Below are 20,424 nucleotides of genomic sequence, written 5' to 3'. Positions count from 1 at the left end.
GCGCTCCGGGGACCGGCGATGGCCGTCAGCCGAGTGCCACCGCCTCGGGCTGACGCGCGGCGTCGGCCGACTCCTGCAGCGCCGACTTCTGACGCAGCGGCGGGGTGCGGAAGAAGAGCGTCAGCACGAAGGCGATGAGCGCCACCCCCAGCGCGACCCAGTAGACGCTGACGGTGGACTCGTTGAACGACACGAGCAGCGGCTTCGTCAGACGCGGGTCGGCGCCGTTGAGGAAGGACGTGTCGTCCATCGTGCTGTCATCGAAGGACGAGTCGGACGATCCCGACATGCCGTCGATGATCTGCGGGACCGCCTGGTCGACGAATGCGCGGCGAGCCGTGGCATCCGTGAAGTCCAGCGTGACCGTCCCGTCCGCGGCGACCTGCGCGACCGGTACCTGCTCGGTGATCTTCGCCGCGGCCTGCTCGATCGCCTGTTTCTGGGCTTCGGCCGTCGCTTGCTGTTGCGCGGCGGCGGGGATCGCGCCGGACGAGACCTGTGCAGCCACAGCGTCGGCCGCCGCGTCCTTCGCCTGGTCGACACCCTGCTGCGCTCCCGAGAGCGCCGCGTCGGAGATCTGAGTCACGAACGGGTCGTACACCTTTGACATGATGCCCGCGTTGGCCGGGGCGGTCGCGACGGTCGGGTCGAGGGCCGCGTCGAGCGCGTCGGCGAGCGACTGCTGATCCTTGAAGGTGGTCTGCAGGTTGAGTGGCACGAGCGTGAACAGGAGCGACAGGAGCACGGCCGTTCCGAGCGTTCCGCCGATCTGACGGAAGAACGTCGAACCCGAGGTCGCGACGCCGATGTCCCGCGGGCCGACCGAGTTCTGCGAGGCGATCGTCAGCGTCTGCATGAGCTGGCCGAGACCGAGGCCGATCAGCAGCATCGATCCGGCGATCTGCCAGTACGACGTGTCGAATCGGACGAAGGTCAGCGTGAGGAACCCGAGCGCCATGAGGGCGGTGCCGATGGTCGGGAAGATCCGGTAGTGCCCCGTGCGGGCGATGATCTGACCGCTGACGATGGACGAGATCATGAGGCCCAGGATCATCGGCAGCAGCTGGATGCCGCTCTCCGTCGGTGTCGAGCCGAGTACGAGCTGCAGGTAGAGCGGCAGCGTGAGCATCGCGCCGAACATCGCGAAGCCGACGAACACGCCGATCACGGTCGCCATCGAGAACGTCGACGACCGGAAGAGCTTCAGCGGGATGAGCGCGTCATCCTTCATGCCGCGTTCGATGAGGATGAAGGCGATGATGCCGATCACCCCGATGACGTAGCAGGCGATGGCGATGGGCGAGGTCCAGCCCCACTCGCGACCCTGTTCCGCGATGAGCAGCAGCGGAACGAGGGCGATGATGACCGCAGCAGCCCCGAACCAGTCGATCCGCACCGCGCCGTGCGGGTGGCGCGGGATGTGCAGGAACCGTAGGACGACCGCGAGCGCGATGAGACCGATCGGGACGTTGATCAGGAAGACCCAACGCCACCCTGCGATGAAGAGGATCTCGCCCGAGCCGGCGAACAGACCGCCGACAAGCGGTCCGATGACCGAGGAGATGCCGAAGACCGCGAGGAAGTACCCCTGATACTTGGCGCGCTCCCGCGGGGCGAGGATGTCGCCCATGATCGCGAGCGGCATCGACATGAGGCCGCCGGCGCCGAGACCCTGGATGGCACGGAAAGCCGAGAGCTCGGCCATCGACGTCGAGAAGCTCGCGGCGACGGAGCCGACGATGAAGATGGCGATCGCGATGAGGAAGAGGGGCCGTCGACCGAAGATGTCGGAGAGCTTCCCGTAGATGGGAGTCGAGATCGTCGACACGATCAGGTAGGCCGTCGTCACCCAGGCCTGCTGACTCAGACCATTGAGGTCGTCGCCGATCGTGCGGATCGCCGTGCCGACGACGGTCTGATCGAGCGCGGACAGGAACATGCCCGCCATGAGCCCGAAGATGACGAACAGGATCTGGCGGTGGGTCATGACCGGCGTGCTTCGGGTGGTCGGGGTCGACAAGGTGGCAGTGGTCACGATTCCTCGGAGGGCAGAAGAGGCCGATGGGGATGCCGCGCCGAAGGGCCCGCGCAGCGGGAGACGCCGATGAACCGGCGGAGAAAGTTGTGCTCAGTCAACCATAAGAGCGCGAGGTCATGGCGTATTCCTGCCCGCCACAGGTTCACTCAGGCAGGGAGAAACACGAGCGAAACGCCGACCGATTAGCGTCGAGGCAGGACAGGAAGAGACCGGCCGGGGGTGAGTCCACCAGATGCAGACCCCCGAGCTCGTCAGAGCCGCCGATTCGCTGCGAGCCCTCGTCGACACGGCCGTCACCCAGGGTCTCGAAAAGCTCCCCGCCGAGCGGGTGCTGGCTGACCGATTGGGCATCTCCCGCAACATGGTGCGGCGCGCGCTCGAGGTCCTCGAGAAGGAGGGCGCCGTAGTCCGGTCCCAAGGGCGCAGCGGCGGGGCCTTCATCACCGCCGTGACCGAGTCCGCGCCTGTGTCCTCCACACTGTTCGATGCGCATGAGCGCAAGCTCGAGCGGGACCTCAACGCCATCAAGGGGATCCCGCAGATGCTCGCCGAGCAAGGTTTCGAGGCGAGCACGCGCGTCCTCTCCGAGTCCGTCGAGGAGGCGACCCCCGGCATCGCCGCAGCACTGAGCCTCGCCCCGGGCGCTCCCGTGATATCCCTCCTTCGATTGCGATTGGCAGACGCGCGGCCGCTGTCCTTGGAGCGCATGTTCCTCGACGCGGAACTGTTCCCCGATCTGCTCTCGCACAGCCCGATCGGCTCGCTGTACGCCCTCCTCGCCGCGCGTTACGGCGTGACAGTGACGACCGCCGAAGAACAGGTCGAGGTCGTCCAGGCGTCCCGGCAGGTCGCCGACCTCCTCGACGTCAAACCGTGGGCGCCCGTGCTCGCACTCCGCCGCGTCAGCCGACGCGCGGACGGTTCACCGGTCGAGGCATCCATCGATCTGTTCCGCCCGGAACTCACGCGTCTCATCGTGCGAACGGCCGTCGGCGATCGCTGATCCGCTCCGTTGAGCGACGACCAGAAATGGTCGCCGCTCCGGCCGCGACATCGTTAACACGGCGTTCACAGCCCCCCGCCGGACCAGAAATGGTCCTCGTCGAACCTTGACCTCGAAGAGCCACTCCCGGCTGCACACCCGAGCAGCCCCATCCCTCCCGAGGAGTTTCGCGTGAACAGCACTGTCACCAAGCGGATCCTGGCAACCGGCGTCGCCATCGCCGCGCTGGGCCTGACCGCCTGCAGCACTACCGCCGACGCCGCCGCCGGCAGTGGCGCGGCCGAGACGAAAGGCGCCGTCGCGATGGGGTTCGCCGGAGCCGACATCACCATCTGGAACGACCAGCTGGAGATCATGCGCCCGATCGTGGAAGCGGCCGGATACGAGTTCCTCACAGACGATCCCCAGTGGGACGTGAACCGACAGGTCTCGAGCTGGCAAGCATGGATCAACCGTGGAGACGTGAAGGCGATCGCGGGCTACCCCGTCACGCCGGACGCCATGGTGCCGGTCACTCAGCAGGCCGCCGCAGCCGGCATCCCGGTGTTCGGCTACCTCGTCGGATGGGAGGGCACCGCCGGCACGACGGTCGTCGACTCCTACGACGGCGGATACCAGCTCGCCGCCAACGCCGCGACCGAGCTGAAGGATGCCGGCGCCGACGACGACCTCACCGTCGTCCTGGTCGGCAGCCGCGACAGCGACTTCTCGGCCGAGGCGATGGACGGGCTGTCCGAGGGCTTCACCTCCGTCCTACCGGACGCCTCGATCGTCGAGCAGACCGCGATCACGCGTGAAGAGGGCTACAACATCACCAAAGCGCAGATGACGGCCGACCCGGAGAGCCACGTGTGGCTGGGCGCGTCCAATGACACGATCCTCGGGGTCTACCAGGCACTGATCGAGGACGGAGTCTCGCCGGACGATCCGGACTTCTACCTCGCGAGCCGAGACGCCACCAACGAGACGCTCGACCTCATCAAGATCGACGGATCCATCTACCGGACCTCGCTCGTCGTCCCGGCGCAGGACCTCGCAGAGGCGAACGCACAGCTGCTCATCGACGGCGCGGAGGGCAAGGACACCGGCGACATCGTCGTGCCCGGCGTCCTCGTGACCGCCGAGGACGCCGACGACTACTACGTCGGCTGACCTCGAGCCCCGGGGGCGGCGCCGCACGTCGCCCCCGCCCCGTCCCTTTCCAGATGAGGAGCTCCGCATGACCACGCCACGTCTCGCCTTCGACGACGTCACCGTCGATTTCGGCGTCACCCGCGCGCTCGACAGCGTCCACCTGACCTTCGCCCCCGGCGAGATCGTCGGCCTGCTCGGACATAACGGCGCCGGAAAGTCGACGCTCGTGAACGTGGCGACCGGCGCCGTTCGAGCCACAGGCGGTCGGATGCTGATCGACGGCGAGCACGTCACCGCCGACACCCCTCGACAGGCGGCGGAGCTCGGGATCACCGTCATCCACCAGACCCCGGCACTCGTGGGCAACCTGACCGTCCTCGACAACCTCTACCTCGGACGAGGGCGCACGGGACGATCCAGAGCCGACCGCGATGCCGCACGCGCGGCACTTGTTGAGGTGGGCGGCGATGACCTCACACTCGACAGGATGGTCTCGACACTCGAGCTCGGCCAGCGCCAGGTCGTCGATCTGGCTCGCGGACTGCTTCACGGGGCGATGAAGGTGCTCCTTCTCGATGAGCCCACGGCCGCCCTCGGTCAGGCGGAAACAGACGCCCTCCACGGGCTCATCCGTCGACTCGCGGCATCAGGGACCACCGTCATCTACGTCTCGCACCGTCTCCCGGACATCATCGAGGTCTGCGACCGCGTCGCGATCCTCCGCGAGGGAAAGGTCGCCGGAGAACTCCCCGTCACCGGCCTCACCGCCGACGCCCTCGCGACCGCGCTCGTCCCCGATCTCCAGACCGCCGACCATGTCCCGGCGGCAGTCGGTGAGCTCGTCCTGGAGATCACGAGCCCTCACCGCATGAGCTTCCACGCGGGCGAGGTCGTCGGACTCTTCGGGGTCGCGGCCGGAGAGCAGTTCGAGCTGCTCAACGCCCTCCATGGTGCCGGCGGCGTCACCGCGATCCTGGATGGTTCCGACTACCGCGCCCGCACGTCTCGAGGCGATTCGTCAGGGTGTGCATCTCGTCGTCGCGGACCGCGACCGCGACGGCCTCATCGCCGGCCTCTCCGCCCGCGACAACGTGTATCTCCCCTGGCAGGGAAGGCGCGCGAACGGTCGGAAGGTTGCGCCAACGCATCGCGCACGCAATGCCGGCTATGCCGATGCCCGGCGACAGCTGGGCATCGTCGGTCCCGGCGCCGACTCGCCGATCGCCGCGTTCTCGGGCGGCAACCGCCAGAAGCACCTGCTGGCGGCGTGGCTGTACCCGGCGGCCCCCAAGGTGCTGCTGCTGGCGCAGCCGACCCAGGGTGTCGACGTGGGGGCGAAAGCAGACATCCGCCGCGCTGTGCGACAAGCAGCGGCCGACGGCGCGACCGTGCTGGTCGCCAGCGCCGAGAGCGATGAGATCGCCGGGCTGTGCGATCGCAGCTATGTGCTCTCCGGCGCAGGCATGGCTGAGCTTCCGCGAACGCCTGACTTCGACTCCGCACTCCTCCAGACCCTCCTCGACCTCATCCCCACGAAGGGCGCGTTCGCATGAACATCACCCAGCTGAAGATCCTGCTCGCCAAGAACGGCGCGATCGTCGCGCTGATCCTGTTGGTGCTCGTCTTCACGATGCTCAACCCGCGGTTCGTTCAGCCGGGCAACCTGATCACGATCGTGCTGTCGATGGCGGAGGTAGGCATCATCGCCATCCCACTCGCCTACCTCGTCATGAGCGGCTCCATCGACCTCTCCGTCGGATCAGTCGCCAGCCTCGGCTCCGTGGCGTGCGGGTTGGTGGCCACGACGAGCGGGAGCATCTGGCTCGGCATCCTCGCGGGCACTGCAGCGGGTGTCGTCACGGGCATCGTCACCGGGGTGCTGGTCGAGTACCTGCGACTGAACCCGCTCGTCGTGACCCTGGGCCTGCTCAACGTGTGGGCCGGCCTCGCCCTGTTCCTCACGAACGGTCGGACGATCACGGGTCTTCCGACCGAGTCGCGGTCCATCGCCGGCTTCGCCCTGTTCGGCGTCGTGCCCCTGCCGATGCTCCTGCTCCTGATCGTCACCGTCGCCGCGTGGTGGGTTCTCAACCACCGCCCGTTCGGTCGACAGCTGCTCGCGTCGGGTGGCAATCAGCGCGCTGCCTTCCTCATGGGCATCAACGTGCGGTCGGTCCGACTCCGCCTGTTCATGCTGACGGGTGTCGCCGCGGCGTTCGCCGGCGCGCTGATGACTCTGAAGCTGCAGGCGGGCTCCCCCACGACCGGGCAAGGGCTCGAGTTCAGCGCGCTGACGGTCGTCCTCCTCGGCGGCGTCGCCGTCGCCGGCGGCGCCGGCCGCATCAGTGGCGTCATCGCCGGACTGCTGTTCGTCGGTGTGCTGCGGAACGGCCTCGTCATCCTCGGGGTCAGCCAGTTCCTGCAGACCATGATCGTCGGCCTCACGCTCGTCGTCGCGATCTCCCTGGACGAGACCCTGCAGCGCGTCCTGAAGTCGGCATGGAACCGCTTGGCGAAAGAGCGCACTGCGGAGCGAACCCCTCTCACAGAGGAGGCCCCTACCGAGACCGCCGAACCCGTCCGCAGCTGATCACTCCCCGCCGTCACTCCCCGCGAACCACAAGGACCCACCCCATGACCACTGACGCGCCCGTCTCGCTCTCTTCGATCATGGACGGCAACAGCTTTCGCATCGCCGACCTCGACGGACTTCCGCCCGCCTCCCGACAGCTCGTCCTTCGACGGCAGGCGAGCCTCGGACCGAGCTATCGGCTGTTCTACCGGCAACCCGTCCACGCGGTGTCCGGGTCGGGTGCCTACATCTACGACGCCGACGGCACCCGGATCCTCGACGCCTACAACAATGTCCCCAGCGTCGGTCACGCCCATCCCGCAGTGGCGGATGCCGTCGCCAGCCAGATGCGCACGCTGAACACCCACACGCGGTACCTCCAGGACGGGATCGTCTCCTATTCCGAGCAGCTGCTGGCCACGCTTCCCGACCACATCGGGTCCATCATGTTCACCAACTCCGGATCGGAGTCGAACGACCTCGCCATCCGGGTCGCTCGCCTGTGGACCGGAGGGCAGGGCATCGTCGTCACCGCGGAGGCGTACCACGGGACGACCGAACTCCTGAGCCGGATGTCGCCGGCGATCTCCGGTGGCTTCCCTGATGACGCCGCAGTGCGCATCATCCCCGCCCCGGACTCCTACCGCGTGGAGACCGACGACATCGGGGCATGGTTCGCCGATCGCGTGCGAGAAGCATTCGACGACCTGCTGAACCACGGCATCCGCCCCGCCGCATTGCTCGCCGACTCGATCTTCTCTTCGGACGGCATCTTCCCCGATCCGCGAGGGTTCCTCGCCCCCGCCATCGATGTGGTCCACGAGTACGGCGCGCTCTTCATCGCCGATGAAGTGCAACCGGGCTTCGTCCGCACCGGACAGACATTCTGGGGCTTCGAACGTCACGGCGTCGAGGCCGACCTCGTGTCGATGGGCAAACCGATGGGCAACGGCATCCCGGTCGCCGCGCTCGCCGGCCGCGCCGACATCCTCGCCCGGTTCGGCCAAGAAGTGCCCTACTTCAACACCTTCGGCGGCAACTCCGTCTCCATCGCCGCCGCCCAGGCTGTCCTCGACGTGATCCAGTCGACGGATCTCATCCGATCGGTCGACCGCACCGGCTCCCTCATCCGTGAAGGCATCCGCTCGCTCGCGGCGGGGCGCCCCCTCATCGGCGACGTGCGTGGTTCCGGTCTCTACATCGGCGTCGACATCGTGACGGACCCCGAGACGAAGACCCCCGACTCCGTGACGGCGCTCGAGCTCGTGAATGCGCTCCGTCAGCGGAACGTGCTCATCAGCGTCGCTGGCCCGGGGAACAACGTGCTGAAGATCCGGCCGCCGCTGGTGTTCGCGGAGCCCGAAGCCGACCTCCTGCTCGACACCCTCGGGGGCGTCCTCGACGAGGTCGCGCCTCGATGAGCCGGCCGGAGTCCGCCGACCTCACATCCACCACCTCATACCCGGAGGAACGATGACCGCATCCATCTCGACTCACGCGCTCCTCAGCGCCACCGCCGCTGACCTCGTCGCCGGCTATCGCGACGGGACCATCTCTCCCGTCGACGCGACCCAGGCGGCGATCGACGTCGCCACCACTGCCGGCATGGAGCTCAACGCGGTAGCCGTGATGAATGTCGAGCAGTCACTCGAAGTGGCGGCGGAGAGCGCCGAGCGCTGGGCCGCCGGCACCCCCCTCAGCGAGCTCGACGGCGTCCCCGTGTCGGTCAAGGACAGCTTCCCGATGACGGGTCTGCCTCGCTGGCACGGCAGCAAGCTCAACGACACCGCGCCGGCCTCCGCGCACGACGGCGCACCGGTTCGACGGCTTCGCGAGGCCGGCGCGACCCTCTTCGCGAAGACCTCGATGCCCGACTTCGGGCTGATCGGGGCCGGCGTGAGCTCCCAGTTCGGGATCATCCGCAATCCGTGGAACCCGGCTATGAACCCGGGGGGCTCCTCCAGCGGGTCGGGCGCCCTCGTCGCCCTCGGCGCGGGTCCGCTGTCGATCGGGACGGACATGGGCGGGTCCGTGCGGCTTCCCGCCGCCCTGTGCGGTCTCGCCGGGCTCAAGCCCACCCAGGGACGCATCGCGTACGACCCGCCCAAGCTCATCGGCAGCGCCGGACCGATGGGACGAACGGTGGCTGACATCGCCACCCTCCTGCGTGTCGTCGGCAAGCCCGATCCGACCGATCACCTCAGCCTCCCGGGCTCCTTCGAGATGGACGGCTTCGCGGTGTCCTCCCTCGTCGGTGTCACCGTCGGTGTCCTCCTCGAGACGGATGTTCCGGGCGGCGTCGACGAGGAGGTGGTCGATGCGGTCCGCGCCCAGGCCGCGATCCTATCGGCCCACGGTGCAACGGTCGTCGACATCGACGGTCCGCTCTGGACGGCCGCCGAGCGCGAGAGCTTCATGACGGTCCTTTCGACGCGGGGACTGCCGGAGCTGCTCGCGGTGCCGGAGGAGATGTGGCCGCTCCTGCCGCCCCAGTTGCTCTCTCAGCTGTTGAGCCGGACCGACCTCACCGCGGTGCAGCACGTGACCAACGAGAAGAGGCTCGAAAGCGTACGGGCGAAGATCTCCAGCATCCTCACCGCCTACGACTACGTCCTTTCACCGGTCACCCCGGTCGTGTCGTTCCCGGCGGAGAACGTGACCCCGGTCCGCAACGACTACTCCCTCGACCACATGGTCTTCACGTCGCCGTACAACCTGACGAGCATGCCGGCGGGCACCGTCCCCGTCGCGATGTCGGCGTCGGGCATGCCCATCGGTGTGCAGGTCGGAGGCCGACGGTTCGACGACGCGGGTGTGCTCGACGTCCTGGCGCTTCTCGAGACGGAGCGCGCGTTCGATCCCGCCTTTCCGTTCCCGGAGACAGCAGGAGAATGATCGACCGACTGCGCGGACTGCCCGCTGACTGGGCCGCCCTCGATTGGGTGCCGACGGGCATCGGCGCCGGTCTGCTCAGCTGGCAGGGCGCCTCTCACGAGAGTTGGCACGCCGTGACGGACGATGGGACCCGCGTCATCGCGAAGGCGCCGCGGCCTCACGCCGTCGAGAGCGCAGCGGCTGTTGCTCGAGCCGCAGCGGCGGATGCGGGTGTCGGCCCGGAAATCTTGGCCCTCGACCTTGCCTCCGGGGTGACTGTCGAAGCGGCCCTCGGCGACGGATGGCGCGTGGCGACAGGTCTGCGATTGCAGCGGACCCCCGGCGCACTCCACGCCGTGGCCGCCGCGCGTCGGGCGTTTCACGCGTCGGGCGCGACGCTTCCCGTTCGTGATCTCGGCGCGGAGGCCCAGGCGATGCTCGACGCATTCGCCGCCGCGGGCGCGTCACTGCCTTCCTCGGTGGTCGCGGTGGCTGCCGTCCTGCCTCGTCTCCGTGACGCTGTCGCTGACGGTCCGGATGCGGTGCCCGCGTGGCTCTCGTCCGAGGCATCCGACATCCAACTCGGACCCGGCGGGGAGGTGCTCCTGACGGGTGGCACGACCGCCGGCTTCGCCGACCCTCTCGCGGATGTGGGCGCTCTGCTCACTGAGCTGTCTCCGACGGTCCTGCCTGCCGAGGAGGCGTTTCCCGTGCTGTGGGACAGCGCGCACCCCGGGGCGTTCGCTCGCGCCAGGCTCTGGGGAGTGATCGCAGACCTCTGGGTGCTGCTGCGGGCGATGCGGGCCCACGCGCTGGACCCGGAGTCTGAGGTCGGCTACGTGGGGTACCTGATGTTCCGCACCTGGCACGCCGAGCATCCGGTGCTCACCGGCGAGATCGACATCCTTGTCGCACAGGCGGGGATGGGCTGGGAATGAGCACGATCGGATGGCACGGCCTCGGAGCCGACGCGTTGGCGTCCGCTCTGCCCGCCCTGGCCGGCTGGCGCTTCGGAGACGAGCTGCGCATGGAGCGGATCTCGTCCGGGACGACCAATGTCAACTGGCGGATGATCACGCCCGACGGCGTCTACTTCCTCAAGGTGCCGGGGCTCGGAGCTGAGGCGTTCGTGAACCGCGCGGTCGCACACGAGGCTGCCGTCGTCGCCGCGTCCACGGGCGTCGGACCCGAGGTGCTCTACCTCGATCCTTCTTCGGGCATCGAGGTCTGCGCGTTCCTGACCGGGTACCGGTCATCGACCGCAGGGGACCTGCTCTCCCCGACGGGCATGTCAGAGGTCATGCGGCTGTACCGTCGGCTTCACGCCGGCCAGCAGCTGTCCGTCACCAAGACGCTGTTCGACATGATCGACGAACATCGGATGCAGATCGCTGAGGTCGGACGCGACCTCCAGCCATATCAGCTGGAGGTGCAGGAGCGGTGGCAACCGATTCAGGAGCGTTACATCGGCGCCGGGCTCGAGATCGTTCCCGGTCACAACGACCCCAACCCGCCCAATTTCATGGTGAAGGCGGGAGCGCCGATGATGCTCATCGACTTCGACTACGCCGCCAACACCGACCGCTACTACGAGCTCGGCGCGTATCTCACGATCATGGGCATCCCGGATGCTCTCCAGAGCTCACTGTTCGAGCAGTACGCCGGCACGACACCGACGGAGGGGCAACTCGCCCGGCTCTACCTGTCCGGCATCGGCACCCTGGTCAAATGGGGGCATTGGGCGCTGTACAACTCAGTCGTGCGCGATGTCGACTTCGACTACGAGAAGTACGGGGCTGGCATGCTGCTCGGTGCCCTCACCATGCTCCGCAGCGACAGATGCCGAGAGGCAGTCGAAGCGCTGTAGAACTACGCACGGAAGGAACTCAGTCCATCCCGACGGCCATGTCGGTGAATCGGGAGAAGTGTCCCTGGAACGCGACGACGACCGTGTCGGTCGGACCGTTACGATGCTTGGCGACGATCAGGTCGGCCTCACCCGCGCGAGGGCTGTCCTTCTCATAGGCGGCTTCGCGGTGCAGCAGGATCACCATGTCGGCATCCTGCTCGATCGAGCCCGACTCACGCAGGTCGCTGATCGCGGGCTTCTTGTCGGCACGCTGCTCGGGACCACGGTTCAGCTGCGACAGCGCGATGACCGGCACCTGCAGTTCCTTCGCGAGGAGCTTGAGCGCACGCGAGAACTCTGAGACCTCCTGCTGACGCGACTCGACGCGCTTACCGCTCGTCATGAGCTGCAGATAGTCGATCACGACCATCTCGAGACCGACGCGCTGCTTGAGCTTGCGGCACTTCGCGCGGATCTCGACGAGCGTCATGTTGGGGCTGTCATCTATATAGAGGGGTGCGTCGTTGATACGACCACGGGTCGAGGCGATGGTCGTCCAGTCGCGGCTGTCGAGCATGCCTTTGCGCATGCTCTGCAGCGGCACCGAGCCCTCGGCGCTCATCAGGCGCATCGCGATCTCACTGCGCCCCATCTCGAGCGAGAAGAAGACCGTCGGACGGTTGTGCTTGATCGCGGCGGCGCGGGCGAAGTCGAGCGCGAGGGTGGACTTACCCATCGCAGGTCGCGCGGCGACGACGATCATCTGCCCACCGTGAAGACCGTTGGTGAGCTGGTCGAGACCGGCGAACCCGGTGGGGATGCCGGTCATCTGACCGTCGCGACCGCGGGCGGCCTCGATCTCCTCGACGGCTGCGTCGACGGCGACTTGGAGGGGGACGTAGTCCTCGGACTGCTCCGCGCCGGTGACCGAGTAGATCTCTGCCTGGGCGTTGTTGACGAGGTCCAGCGCCTCGCCCTGGCCGTTGTAGCCCATCTGGACGATCCGGGTGCCGGCCTCGACGAGGCGACGCAGAAGGGCCCGCTCGCGGACGATCGACGCGTAGTACGCAGCGTTCGCCGCGGTGGGGACGATCGAGGTCAGCGAGTGGAGGTAGTCCGCACCACCGGCGCGCTGGAGGTCACCCGTCTTGATGAGCTCATCGGTGACGGCGACCACGTCGGTCGGCTCGCCGTGCGAATACAGGGAGAGGACGGCCTCGAAGATCAGCTCGTGCTTGGGCACGTAGAAGTCGGTCCCGCGGAGCGCCTCGATGACGTCGGCGACCGCGTCACCTGACAGGAGCATTCCGCCGAGGGTGCTCTGCTCCGCGAGCATGTCGTGCGGCGGAGTCCGCTCGGGGCCGCGGGAGCCGCCGATTCGGTCGTCCGACAGATCCGCGATCGACATGCACGCCCCTCTTCCGGGCCCGCTGGAAGGCCCTCGCACACGCTAGGGAGGGGTTCGGACACACGCAAACCAGCCTGTGGATAACTGTGTGGACAGGATGCGGGAAACGCCGCCCACCCTGTGCAGAGAGCCTGTGGAGAACCGGGGGATCGCAAGAGATTCGGTCGCGCGAAGTTATCTTTGGCCTGGACTTTCCTTCCCCACAGGTTGTGGATGGATATCCGACCTCAAGCGCCGCTTGAAGGTTGGGCGTTATCCCCACCCCATGTGCAGAATCGGCCTTTTGTCAAATGAGAAAGCGGGCCGTTTTCGGGTCGATTTCGCGCCCCAGAAATCTCTTGCGCAATCCATAGGGACGGCGTACGTTGTTGGGTCCAGGCACCCCGCAGACGCGGCCTTCTCGGCATGCGTCCCGATGATCCATCGTGGAGGTGACCTGTGCACACAACGCTCCGCGCTTTCGCGCGCTTCGGTCTCCTGGCCGCGATCGGTCTCGGGATGGCGCTGCTCTGGGTCGCCGTCGCCGCCGTTCTTTCCGCATCGGACGCACGCGCGTCCGACCGCGCAGAGGACGGGCTGCTGAGCGGGGTGTCCAAGGCGGTCGGAGAGATCACCGACCCGGTTGTCGAGAAGGTCGTCGAGCCTGTCGCCGAAAAGATCGCCAAGCCGACGGCGCAGAAGGTCGCTGAGCCCGTCGCGAACGTCGTCGCGCCTGCGGCCAAGACTGTCGAGAAGGTCGCCAAGCCCACCGGCAAGGTCGCCAAGCCCGTCACCGAGAAGGTCGTCAAGCCGGTCACCGAGAAGGTCTTCAAGCCCGTCACCGACAAGGCCGTCAAGCCGGTCACGGACAAGATCGTGAAGCCGGTCACGGACAAGGTCGTCAAGCCCGTCGCCGACAAGGTCGTCAAGCCCGTCACCGAGACCGTTGTCGCCCCGATCGTCACCCCCGTCACCGACAAGGTCGTCAAGCCGGTCACCGAGACCGTGATCGCGCCGGTCGTCACGCCCGTCACCGACGCCGTGAAGCCCGTGACGGACGCCCTGACGCCCGTCGCCGACGCCGTCGTGGACCCGGTGGTCGAGGTGGTCGCACCCGTGACGGACGCCGTCGTCACCCCTGTGGTGGAGGCCGTCGTCCCGCCCGTGATCGACGCCGTCAGCCCCGTCACCGACCCGGTGGTGGACGCGGTCTCGCCGGCGATTCCGCCAATCGTCGGCGCCGTCGATCCGGTTGTGGATCCGATCGCCCCTGATCTCCCGCTCAGCCCGGTCGAGGTCCCCGGTTCGAACGTGCACCCCGGCGTGCCCGCCCCGTCCGGGCCGGCAGCGTCCGAGGGTGAGTCGATCCCGTCCGAGCCTGCCGTCGACGCACAGATCGTCACCGCCCCGACGCGCTCCTCGGTCACTCCGGACCCGCTCCGCGAGCACACGCCCGTGCAGATCGAGACCCTCTTCTCGGCGGCCGTGGCGCAGGTTCCTGCCGCTGATGCCGCTGCGGTCGCGCAGCATCCGCTCGTCTTCACCGACCCCCTCGTGCCCGCGCCGAGTGCGCCCGCGTCGGAGTCCGGTTCCCTGACTTCCACCTCCACCGGAGGAGCTGCCGGGCTGATCGCCCTGCTCCCGCTCGGGATCCCCGCCGCGCACCGTGCCTGGGCGCGACGGGGCCGTCCGACCGACGAGCAGGGCCTCCCTGCGCCCTTCTTCGACACCGACGTCTCTCCCGACTGACGGGGATCGCGCCGCGCTTGCTCGCGGCATGCATCCGCACGCCCTGCGTGCCGGCGCCACGGCGCCATTCCCTGTCGATTTCTGAGGAGAGATGAAATGAATTCCACGTTGTCGCGTGTCCTGCTGGGCACGCTCGTGGCCGGGGGCATCACGCTCTTCGGCGCGGCGGCCGCGCAGGCCGCAGAACCGACGACGTCCGGGGAGGATGGGCTGCTTTCGGGCACCCAGGCCGTCCTGAACGTCGACGTCCCGATCACCGTCGGCGACACCGCCGTCTCGGTCGTCGGTGACTCGTCCAGCTCGTCGAAGGATGAGGCCGAGCCGGCGAAGCCGTCGACGACCTCGTCCGCGTCCACGAGCGGTGCCGACGGCGCCGCATCCGGGTCGCAGGCGCTGGTCGACGTCAACGTCCCGATCACGGTGAAGGACACCGCGATCTCGGTCGTCGGCGACAGCACTACCGAGTCGGAGGATGCCGCGGCACCCGCCGAGCCTGCCGAACCGGCCGAGCCCGCCGCGGAACCGTCGACCGACGGTACCGACGGCGCCGCATCCGGCACTCAGGTCGTCGCCCCGATCACCGTCCCCGTGACGGTCGAGGACACGGCGATCTCGGTCGTCGGCGACAGCACCACCGAGTCGGAGGATGCCGCAGCGCCCGCCGAGCCGGCCGAGTCCGCCTCTGCACCGTCCACCGACGGCACGGATGGCATCGGCTCCGGCACGCAGGTCGTCGCCCCCGTCACCGCCCCGGTCACCGTCGGCGACACCGCCGTCTCGGTCATCGGCGACAGCTCGACCGAGTCGACGGATGCCGCAGCTCCGACCGCACCGGCTCAGCCGACCGAGCCCGCTGAGGCGCCGTCCACAGACGGCACCGACGGCATCGGCTCCGGCACGCAGGTCGTCGCCCCGATCGGTATCCCGGTCACGGTCGACGACGCGGCAGTCTCGGTGATCGGCGACAGCTCGACCGAGAGCACGTCGGGATCCACAGCGCCGGTCTCGGGTGGCACCTCCACGGCCCCCACGACGGGCGGCTCGGACGGCATCGGCTCCGGAACGCAGGTCGTCGCTCCGATCACGGTCCCCGTGACCGTCGACGACACCGCCGTCTCGGTCATCGGTGACAGCTCGAGTGAGAGCACGTCAGGATCCACGGCGCCGGTCTCGGGCGGCACCTCCGCGGCCCCCACCACGGGCGGCTCGGACGGCATCGGCTCCGGAACGCAGGTCGTCGCTCCCATCACGGTCCCCGTGACCGTCGGCGACACCGCCGTCTCGGTCATCGGCGACAGCTCGAGCGAGAGCACGTCGGGATCCACGGCGCCGGTCTCGGGCGGCACCTCCACGGCCCCCACCACGGGCGGCTCGGACGGCATCGGCTCCGGAACCCAGGTCGTCGCTCCCATCACGGTCCCCGTGACGGTCGACGACACGGCGGTCTCGGTGATCGGTGACAGCTCAAGCGACTCCACCGACGCCGGAGCCCCGGCCGCCCCGGCGACCGGAACCACCGGCGGTCCGTCCACCGACGGCACCGACGGTGTCGGCTCGGGCACGCAGGTCGTCGCCCCGATCGGCATCCCGGTCACGGTCGACGACACCGCGGTCTCGGTCATCGGGGACAGCTCGGTGATCGGCGGCGGCTCCGCCGGCACGCCGGGAACCGGAACGTCGGCGGGACCCGTCACCTCGGGCGAGGGAGGTGTCGGAAGCGGGACGCAGATCGTGCTTCCCATCGACATCCCGGTCACCGTCGGTGACACCGCGGTCTCGATCATCGGCGACAGCGAGGTGACCGACCCGGGCACCCCGACGGATCCCACGGACCCCACGGACCCGGTCGACCCGACCGACCCCACGGACCCGGTCGACCCCACGGACCCCACGGACCCGACCACCCCGGTGGACCCCACGGACCCGACGGACCCGACCACCCCGGTGGACCCCACGGACCCGACGGACCCGACCACCCCGGTCGACCCGACGGACCCCACCACCCCGGTGAACCCCACGGACCCCACGGACCCGACCACCCCGGTCGAGCCCACGGTCCCCGGTGACGGCACGGACGGTCAGATCCCCGGTGGCAGCCCCGCTCCGATGGCCCCCCAGGCCAGCGGTGGCGAGATGCCGCAGGCACTGGCCCAGACCGGAGGCGTGGCGACCCCGTGGCTTCCCCTGGCCGCGATCACCCTGATCGCCGCCGGAGCCATGCTCACGCTGCGTCGCCGCACCGTCTGACCCGCTCCCCCAAAGGGGTGGATGCCCCAGGCCCCCACCCGTGGCATCCACCCATCCCCCTCGCGGATGCGACGGATCCGGCCCGACACGCCGGATCCCCATCCCCAGTGCCGGCGCGCCGGCCGCGATCCGTCGCATCCGCGGACACCTCCCCCGAAAGGCGGATGCCGCAGGCCCCCACCTGCGGCATCCGCCCTCGGCGTGCGTCGACGCAGCCTGCGAGAGAGAGCGCGCCTGCCAGGCCGTGAGTCCGGCCAGAGGCAGGGCGGCCGTCTCGGGGTGGGACGGCGCCGGCGGCTTCCGGGCGACGGCGCGAGCGGGACCGACGGCGAACTCGGCAGAGGCACCGGCCCCGCGGGGGAACGTGAACACCTCATCGCCGATCTCCCAGATGGTCGCTCCCGGACCGATCGCCGCCACCGTCCCCGAGACGTGTCAGCCGAGGATGAACGGCGGCGCCGTCCCGAACGCCCCATTGGTGCGGTGCATCGCGTCCGCGGGGTTCACCCCGGCCGCGGACACAGCCGTGACGTCTCCGTCAGGTTCCTACGGATTTTCGCCAATCGATGAAGCGCGGCCTCCCTTGATGTGCGTCGATGCAATGGATGTGCGGCGACACGCGGCATCCACACTCCACGACACGGCGTGTCGGCCGCGAGCCATTGCATCCGTGAACACCGATACCACCCGGAAACGACGGATGCCGCGGTTTCGACCCGTGAGGGAAGGGACCGCGGCATCCGAACCGCACGCCAGGATTACTTGGCGGCGACCACCTGCAGGGTGATCACGGCGGTGAGCTCGTCGCCGAGGCGAACGGTCGCCTCGTGCTCGCCCACGGCCTTGATCGGCGAGGTGATGTGGATCTTGCGCTTGTCGAGGTCACCCAGACCGGCGGCCTTGACGGCGTCGGCCACGTCGGCGGTCTTGACCGAACCGAACAGGCGACCCTCAGCACCGGCCTTGACGGTCAGCTTGACCGTGTTGGACTCGAGCGTGTTCTTGAGCGCCACGGCCTCTTCGTGGTCGTGGATCGCGCGGGACTCGCGAGCGGCGCGGATCGACGCCACCTGCTTCTCGCCACCGCGGGTCCAGGCCACAGCGAAGCCCTGGGGGATGAGGTAGTTGCGGGCGTACCCGTTCTTGACCTCGATGACGTCACCGGCGCTACCGAGCCCGGCGACCTCGTTCGTGAGAATCAGCTTTGCCATGTCGGTACTCCTTACCGGCCAGCGCCGGCGTAGGGCAGGAGAGCCATTTCACGGGCGTTCTTGATCGCCTTAGCGATCAGACGCTGCTCCTGCACCGAGACTCCGGTGATACGACGGGCGCGGATCTTCCCACGCTCCGAGATGAACTTGCGAAGCGTCGCGACGTCCTTGTAGTCGATGACGCCGACGCGGATCGCCTTCGCGGGAGCGGCGTTCTTCGCGCCCTTCCGCGGCTTGCGGCGATCGCCGGTTGCCTTTCCAGCCATGTGTCTTCCTTAAGAGAGATGGATGCCGCGACCCGCGGCATCCGCAATTCGAATCAGAACGGGGTGTCGTCGCCGTAGCTCGTCCCGGGCGCGCTCCAGGCGTCAGGAGCCGAGGACCCGGGCGTGGCCCAGGGCTCGTCCTGCTGCACCTGCGGACGCGACTGCTGACCGCCGCCGAAGCTGCCGCCGCCACCGCCGCCGCCGTTGGAGGCGGCCCGGGTGACCTGGGCAGTGGCGTAGCGGAGCGAGGGGCCGATCTCGTCGACCTCCAGCTCGATCGCCGTGCGGTTGTTGCCTTCGCGGTCCTGGTAGGAGCGCTGCTTCAGGCGGCCGGTCGCGACGACCCGCATGCCCTTGGTGAGCGAGCCTGCGACGTGCTCAGCGAACTCGCGCCAGACCGACGCGCGCATGAACAGCGCTTCGCCGTCCTTCCACTCGTTGGCTTGGCGGTCGAAGCTGCGCGGCGTCGATGCGATCGTGAAGTTCGCGACGGGAAGGCCGTTCTGCGTGTAGCGCAGCTCGGGGTCCGCCGTGAGGTTACCCACGACCGTGATGATGGTCTCGCCGGCCATGAGCGTCAGGCCTTCGCAGCCTTGCGGGCGGCCTTGGCCTCGGCGCGCTCCTTCTCGGCGGCGACCTGAGCGATCGCCTCCTCGGCGCGGAGGACCTTGGTGCGCATGATCTGCTCGTTCAGCTTGAGCTGACGGTCGAGCTCCTGCGTGGCCTCGCTCGTGGCGGTGAAGTTGACGACGGCGTAGATGCCCTCGTTCTTCTTCTGGATCTCGTAGGCGAGACGGCGCTTGCCCCACACGTCGACGTTGTCGATCGAGCCACCATCAGCGGTGATGACCTTCAGGAACCCGTCGAGCTTGGGAGCGACCTGGCGCTCGTCGACCTCGGGGTCGAGAATCACCATGAGTTCGTACTGGTGGATGTGCGTCACTAACCCACCTCCTTCGGACTAGAACGGATGCCGGGCGTTTCCCGGCATCAGGAGGGTTGATGCACGTGTCCGGTGATTCCGCGCGCGAGCGCAGACGGACAACCACAACAGTCTAGCGGATGCCCGGCCCTGCCGCGGAATCGGTCAGTCGCACCGCGAGCGCGGCCGCCGCATCCGCCAGTTCCGGCGGCCCGACCACCTCGAACGACGCGTCGAACCGCAGCGCCCAGGCGAGCGCTCCCGCCCACGACCAGGACCCCACCTGCACACGCGTCCGTCCGTCTCCCAGGTCCTCGATCTCCGCGTCTCCGGCGAACGGGACGACCCGTCGCGCGGGCACGGAGAGGATGAGGTCGGCCGTGACGGGCCAGCGATCCGTGTCCGACGCACCCTTGAATCGGGCCGCGAGGTACGTACGCGCATCGCCATTGGGGATCTCGCGCGGCTCGAACGGGACCCCGCCACCCTGCCGGAGGCGCACGCGGTCGAGCCTCAGGATGCGCCAGTCCTCGGCATCCAGGTCCCAGGCGACGGCGTACCAGCGCCCGTCGCGCGCGACGACGGCATGCGGCTCGATCCGACGACTGCGGCCGTCGGCGCCGTAGTCGACGCGCAGTGTGCGGCGGCCGCGCGCAGCGGCGCTCACCGCCTCGAGCACATCCGGCGCGGCCTGATCAGCCGGCGCTTCGGTCTCGAACCGGATGGCGTCGATCCGGTGACGCAGGTGCGACGGCATGACCTGCCGCATCGTGCCCAGGGCCCGGGCGGCGGCATCCGCGATGTCGACACCGGATGCCGACTGCAGCGCCACCGCGATCGCGACGGCCTGCTCGTCGTCGAACAGGAGAGGCGGCAGCTCCTCGCCCGGCGCGAGGCGGTAACCGCCGTAGGGGCCCTTGGCAGCCGTGATCGCATACCCGAGCTCACGCAACCGGTCGACGTCGCGGCGAACGGTGCGGACGGTGACGCCGAGCCGGTCGGCGAGCTCCTGACCGCCCCAGTCTCGTCGCGACTGCAGGACCGACAGCAGGTTCAGCATCCGATGCGACGGCGAGGTCATGGTTCCATCCTGCGGGAGAAGAGGACAGGATCCGACCTCTACGAAGAGGAGCGTGGTCATCACACCGAAACCCACCCCCAAACCGAAGGAC

18 protein-coding genes and 1 pseudogene are annotated in these 20,424 nt (G+C 68.6%); 11 read left to right on the top strand and 8 right to left on the bottom strand.

The window, feature by feature from the left end; translation table 11 throughout:
- Nucleotides 1-25: 25 nt before the first annotated feature.
- Nucleotides 26-1,987 (bottom strand): MDR family MFS transporter, encoded by a 1,962-nt coding sequence (locus AB0259_RS10485; protein ID WP_366222704.1) that lies wholly within the window; start codon nt 1,985-1,987, stop codon nt 26-28.
- A 283-nt stretch (nt 1,988-2,270) separates the two neighbouring features.
- On the opposite strand from AB0259_RS10485, the gene AB0259_RS10480 reads away from it, so the two are divergent.
- From AB0259_RS10480 to AB0259_RS10470, 3 genes and pseudogenes are all read left to right on the top strand, one after another.
- On the top strand, nt 2,271-3,041 hold the full coding sequence (locus tag AB0259_RS10480) for a GntR family transcriptional regulator (protein ID WP_366221827.1): 771 nt from the start codon (nt 2,271-2,273) through the stop codon (nt 3,039-3,041).
- A gap of 171 nt (nt 3,042-3,212) precedes the next feature.
- The gene (locus AB0259_RS10475) at nt 3,213-4,193 is read left to right on the top strand and encodes a substrate-binding domain-containing protein (protein ID WP_366221829.1); all 981 of its coding nucleotides are present in this window, start codon (nt 3,213-3,215) and stop codon (nt 4,191-4,193) included.
- Between the two features lie 67 nt (nt 4,194-4,260).
- A pseudogene (locus tag AB0259_RS10470) lies at nt 4,261-4,704 on the top strand (ATP-binding cassette domain-containing protein); the annotation flags it as partial.
- Nucleotides 4,705-4,821: 117 nt separating this feature from the next.
- On the opposite strand, the gene AB0259_RS10465 reads toward AB0259_RS10470, so the two are convergent.
- Nucleotides 4,822-5,124, bottom strand: a complete 303-nt coding sequence (locus AB0259_RS10465; protein WP_366222726.1) for a hypothetical protein — start codon at nt 5,122-5,124, stop codon at nt 4,822-4,824.
- Nucleotides 5,125-5,152: 28 nt separating this feature from the next.
- Here AB0259_RS10465 and AB0259_RS10460 point away from each other — a divergent pair, with 28 nt between their 5' ends.
- From AB0259_RS10460 to AB0259_RS10435, 6 genes are read left to right on the top strand one after another with little or no spacing between them, the layout of a single operon-like run.
- A complete protein-coding gene (locus tag AB0259_RS10460) occupies nt 5,153-5,728 on the top strand; it encodes a hypothetical protein (protein WP_366222728.1) in 576 nt (191 codons plus the stop codon).
- Nucleotides 5,725-6,765 (top strand): ABC transporter permease, encoded by a 1,041-nt coding sequence (locus AB0259_RS10455; RefSeq protein ID WP_366221831.1) that lies wholly within the window; start codon nt 5,725-5,727, stop codon nt 6,763-6,765. Before AB0259_RS10460 ends, AB0259_RS10455 begins: the two co-directional genes overlap by 4 nt.
- A 44-nt stretch (nt 6,766-6,809) precedes the next feature.
- On the top strand, nt 6,810-8,168 hold the full coding sequence (locus AB0259_RS10450) for an aspartate aminotransferase family protein (protein ID WP_366221833.1): 1,359 nt from the start codon (nt 6,810-6,812) through the stop codon (nt 8,166-8,168).
- A gap of 52 nt (nt 8,169-8,220) precedes the next feature.
- Nucleotides 8,221-9,642: an amidase family protein gene (locus AB0259_RS10445; protein WP_366221835.1), complete on the top strand. Its 1,422-nt coding sequence runs from the start codon at nt 8,221-8,223 to the stop codon at nt 9,640-9,642.
- On the top strand, nt 9,639-10,559 hold the full coding sequence (locus AB0259_RS10440; protein WP_366221837.1) for a hypothetical protein: 921 nt from the start codon (nt 9,639-9,641) through the stop codon (nt 10,557-10,559). Before AB0259_RS10445 ends, AB0259_RS10440 begins: the two co-directional genes overlap by 4 nt.
- Nucleotides 10,556-11,488 (top strand): choline/ethanolamine kinase family protein, encoded by a 933-nt coding sequence (locus AB0259_RS10435; protein WP_366221839.1) that lies wholly within the window; start codon nt 10,556-10,558, stop codon nt 11,486-11,488. Before AB0259_RS10440 ends, AB0259_RS10435 begins: the two co-directional genes overlap by 4 nt.
- A gap of 19 nt (nt 11,489-11,507) precedes the next feature.
- Here the strand turns inward: AB0259_RS10435 and dnaB are convergent, their stop codons facing one another.
- The gene (gene dnaB, locus AB0259_RS10430) at nt 11,508-12,878 is read right to left on the bottom strand and encodes a replicative DNA helicase (protein WP_064002773.1); all 1,371 of its coding nucleotides are present in this window, start codon (nt 12,876-12,878) and stop codon (nt 11,508-11,510) included.
- A 438-nt stretch (nt 12,879-13,316) separates the two neighbouring features.
- Here dnaB and AB0259_RS10425 point away from each other — a divergent pair, with 438 nt between their 5' ends.
- Together AB0259_RS10425 and AB0259_RS10420 are read left to right on the top strand one after the other, a co-directional pair.
- Nucleotides 13,317-14,606, top strand: a complete 1,290-nt coding sequence (locus AB0259_RS10425; RefSeq protein WP_366221841.1) for a hypothetical protein — start codon at nt 13,317-13,319, stop codon at nt 14,604-14,606.
- Between the two features lie 96 nt (nt 14,607-14,702).
- On the top strand, nt 14,703-16,853 hold the full coding sequence (locus AB0259_RS10420; RefSeq protein WP_366221843.1) for an LPXTG cell wall anchor domain-containing protein: 2,151 nt from the start codon (nt 14,703-14,705) through the stop codon (nt 16,851-16,853).
- Between the two features lie 758 nt (nt 16,854-17,611).
- Here the strand turns inward: AB0259_RS10420 and rplI are convergent.
- The 5 genes from rplI to AB0259_RS10395 form a co-directional block, all read right to left on the bottom strand.
- Nucleotides 17,612-18,064 (bottom strand): 50S ribosomal protein L9, encoded by a 453-nt coding sequence (rplI, locus tag AB0259_RS10415; protein ID WP_064002775.1) that lies wholly within the window; start codon nt 18,062-18,064, stop codon nt 17,612-17,614.
- An 11-nt stretch (nt 18,065-18,075) separates the two neighbouring features.
- Nucleotides 18,076-18,330 carry a 30S ribosomal protein S18 gene (gene rpsR, locus AB0259_RS10410; RefSeq protein WP_005054609.1) on the bottom strand — a complete coding sequence of 85 codons (255 nt, stop codon included), beginning with the start codon at nt 18,328-18,330 and terminating at the stop codon, nt 18,076-18,078.
- Nucleotides 18,331-18,383: 53 nt separating this feature from the next.
- Complete coding sequence (locus AB0259_RS10405; RefSeq protein WP_251577297.1) at nt 18,384-18,902, bottom strand: single-stranded DNA-binding protein; 519 nt, start codon at nt 18,900-18,902, stop codon at nt 18,384-18,386.
- A 5-nt stretch (nt 18,903-18,907) separates the two neighbouring features.
- Nucleotides 18,908-19,273: a 30S ribosomal protein S6 gene (rpsF, locus tag AB0259_RS10400; RefSeq protein WP_308222226.1), complete on the bottom strand. Its 366-nt coding sequence runs from the start codon at nt 19,271-19,273 to the stop codon at nt 18,908-18,910.
- 112 nt (nt 19,274-19,385) lie between these two features.
- Nucleotides 19,386-20,333, bottom strand: coding sequence for a WYL domain-containing protein (locus tag AB0259_RS10395; protein ID WP_366221846.1), 948 nt, complete (start codon nt 20,331-20,333; stop codon nt 19,386-19,388).
- Nucleotides 20,334-20,424: the final 91 nt, after the last annotated feature.

The organism is Microbacterium sp. NPDC080005, from assembly GCF_040702445.1.
GTDB classification, from domain to species: Bacteria; Actinomycetota; Actinomycetes; order Actinomycetales; family Microbacteriaceae; genus Microbacterium; species Microbacterium oleivorans_D.
The sequence above is the reverse complement of the archived record's forward strand: the minus strand, read 5'-3'. Positions and strand labels throughout refer to the sequence as shown.

Bases quoted from the DNA above. Each gene is read 5' to 3' on its own strand.
- AB0259_RS10460 (WP_366222728.1), top strand. From the start codon at position 5,153: ATGGTTCCGACTACCGCGCCCGCACGTCTCGAGGCGATTCGTCAGGGT.
- rplI (WP_064002775.1), bottom strand. From the start codon at position 18,064: ATGGCAAAGCTGATTCTCACGAACGAGGTCGCCGGGCTCGGTAGCGCC.
- AB0259_RS10420 (WP_366221843.1), top strand. From the start codon at position 14,703: ATGAATTCCACGTTGTCGCGTGTCCTGCTGGGCACGCTCGTGGCCGGG.
- AB0259_RS10465 (WP_366222726.1), bottom strand. From the start codon at position 5,124: ATGGAGGGCGTTGAGCAGCTCGAACTGCTCTCCGGCCGCGACCCCGAA.
- AB0259_RS10450 (WP_366221833.1), top strand. From the start codon at position 6,810: ATGACCACTGACGCGCCCGTCTCGCTCTCTTCGATCATGGACGGCAAC.
- AB0259_RS10440 (WP_366221837.1), top strand. From the start codon at position 9,639: ATGATCGACCGACTGCGCGGACTGCCCGCTGACTGGGCCGCCCTCGAT.
- AB0259_RS10455 (WP_366221831.1), top strand. From the start codon at position 5,725: ATGAACATCACCCAGCTGAAGATCCTGCTCGCCAAGAACGGCGCGATC.
- AB0259_RS10395 (WP_366221846.1), bottom strand. From the start codon at position 20,333: ATGACCTCGCCGTCGCATCGGATGCTGAACCTGCTGTCGGTCCTGCAG.
- AB0259_RS10480 (WP_366221827.1), top strand. From the start codon at position 2,271: ATGCAGACCCCCGAGCTCGTCAGAGCCGCCGATTCGCTGCGAGCCCTC.
- AB0259_RS10435 (WP_366221839.1), top strand. From the start codon at position 10,556: ATGAGCACGATCGGATGGCACGGCCTCGGAGCCGACGCGTTGGCGTCC.
- AB0259_RS10445 (WP_366221835.1), top strand. From the start codon at position 8,221: ATGACCGCATCCATCTCGACTCACGCGCTCCTCAGCGCCACCGCCGCT.
- AB0259_RS10485 (WP_366222704.1), bottom strand. From the start codon at position 1,987: ATGACCCACCGCCAGATCCTGTTCGTCATCTTCGGGCTCATGGCGGGC.
- rpsR (WP_005054609.1), bottom strand. From the start codon at position 18,330: ATGGCTGGAAAGGCAACCGGCGATCGCCGCAAGCCGCGGAAGGGCGCG.
- dnaB (WP_064002773.1), bottom strand. From the start codon at position 12,878: ATGTCGATCGCGGATCTGTCGGACGACCGAATCGGCGGCTCCCGCGGC.
- AB0259_RS10405 (WP_251577297.1), bottom strand. From the start codon at position 18,902: ATGGCCGGCGAGACCATCATCACGGTCGTGGGTAACCTCACGGCGGAC.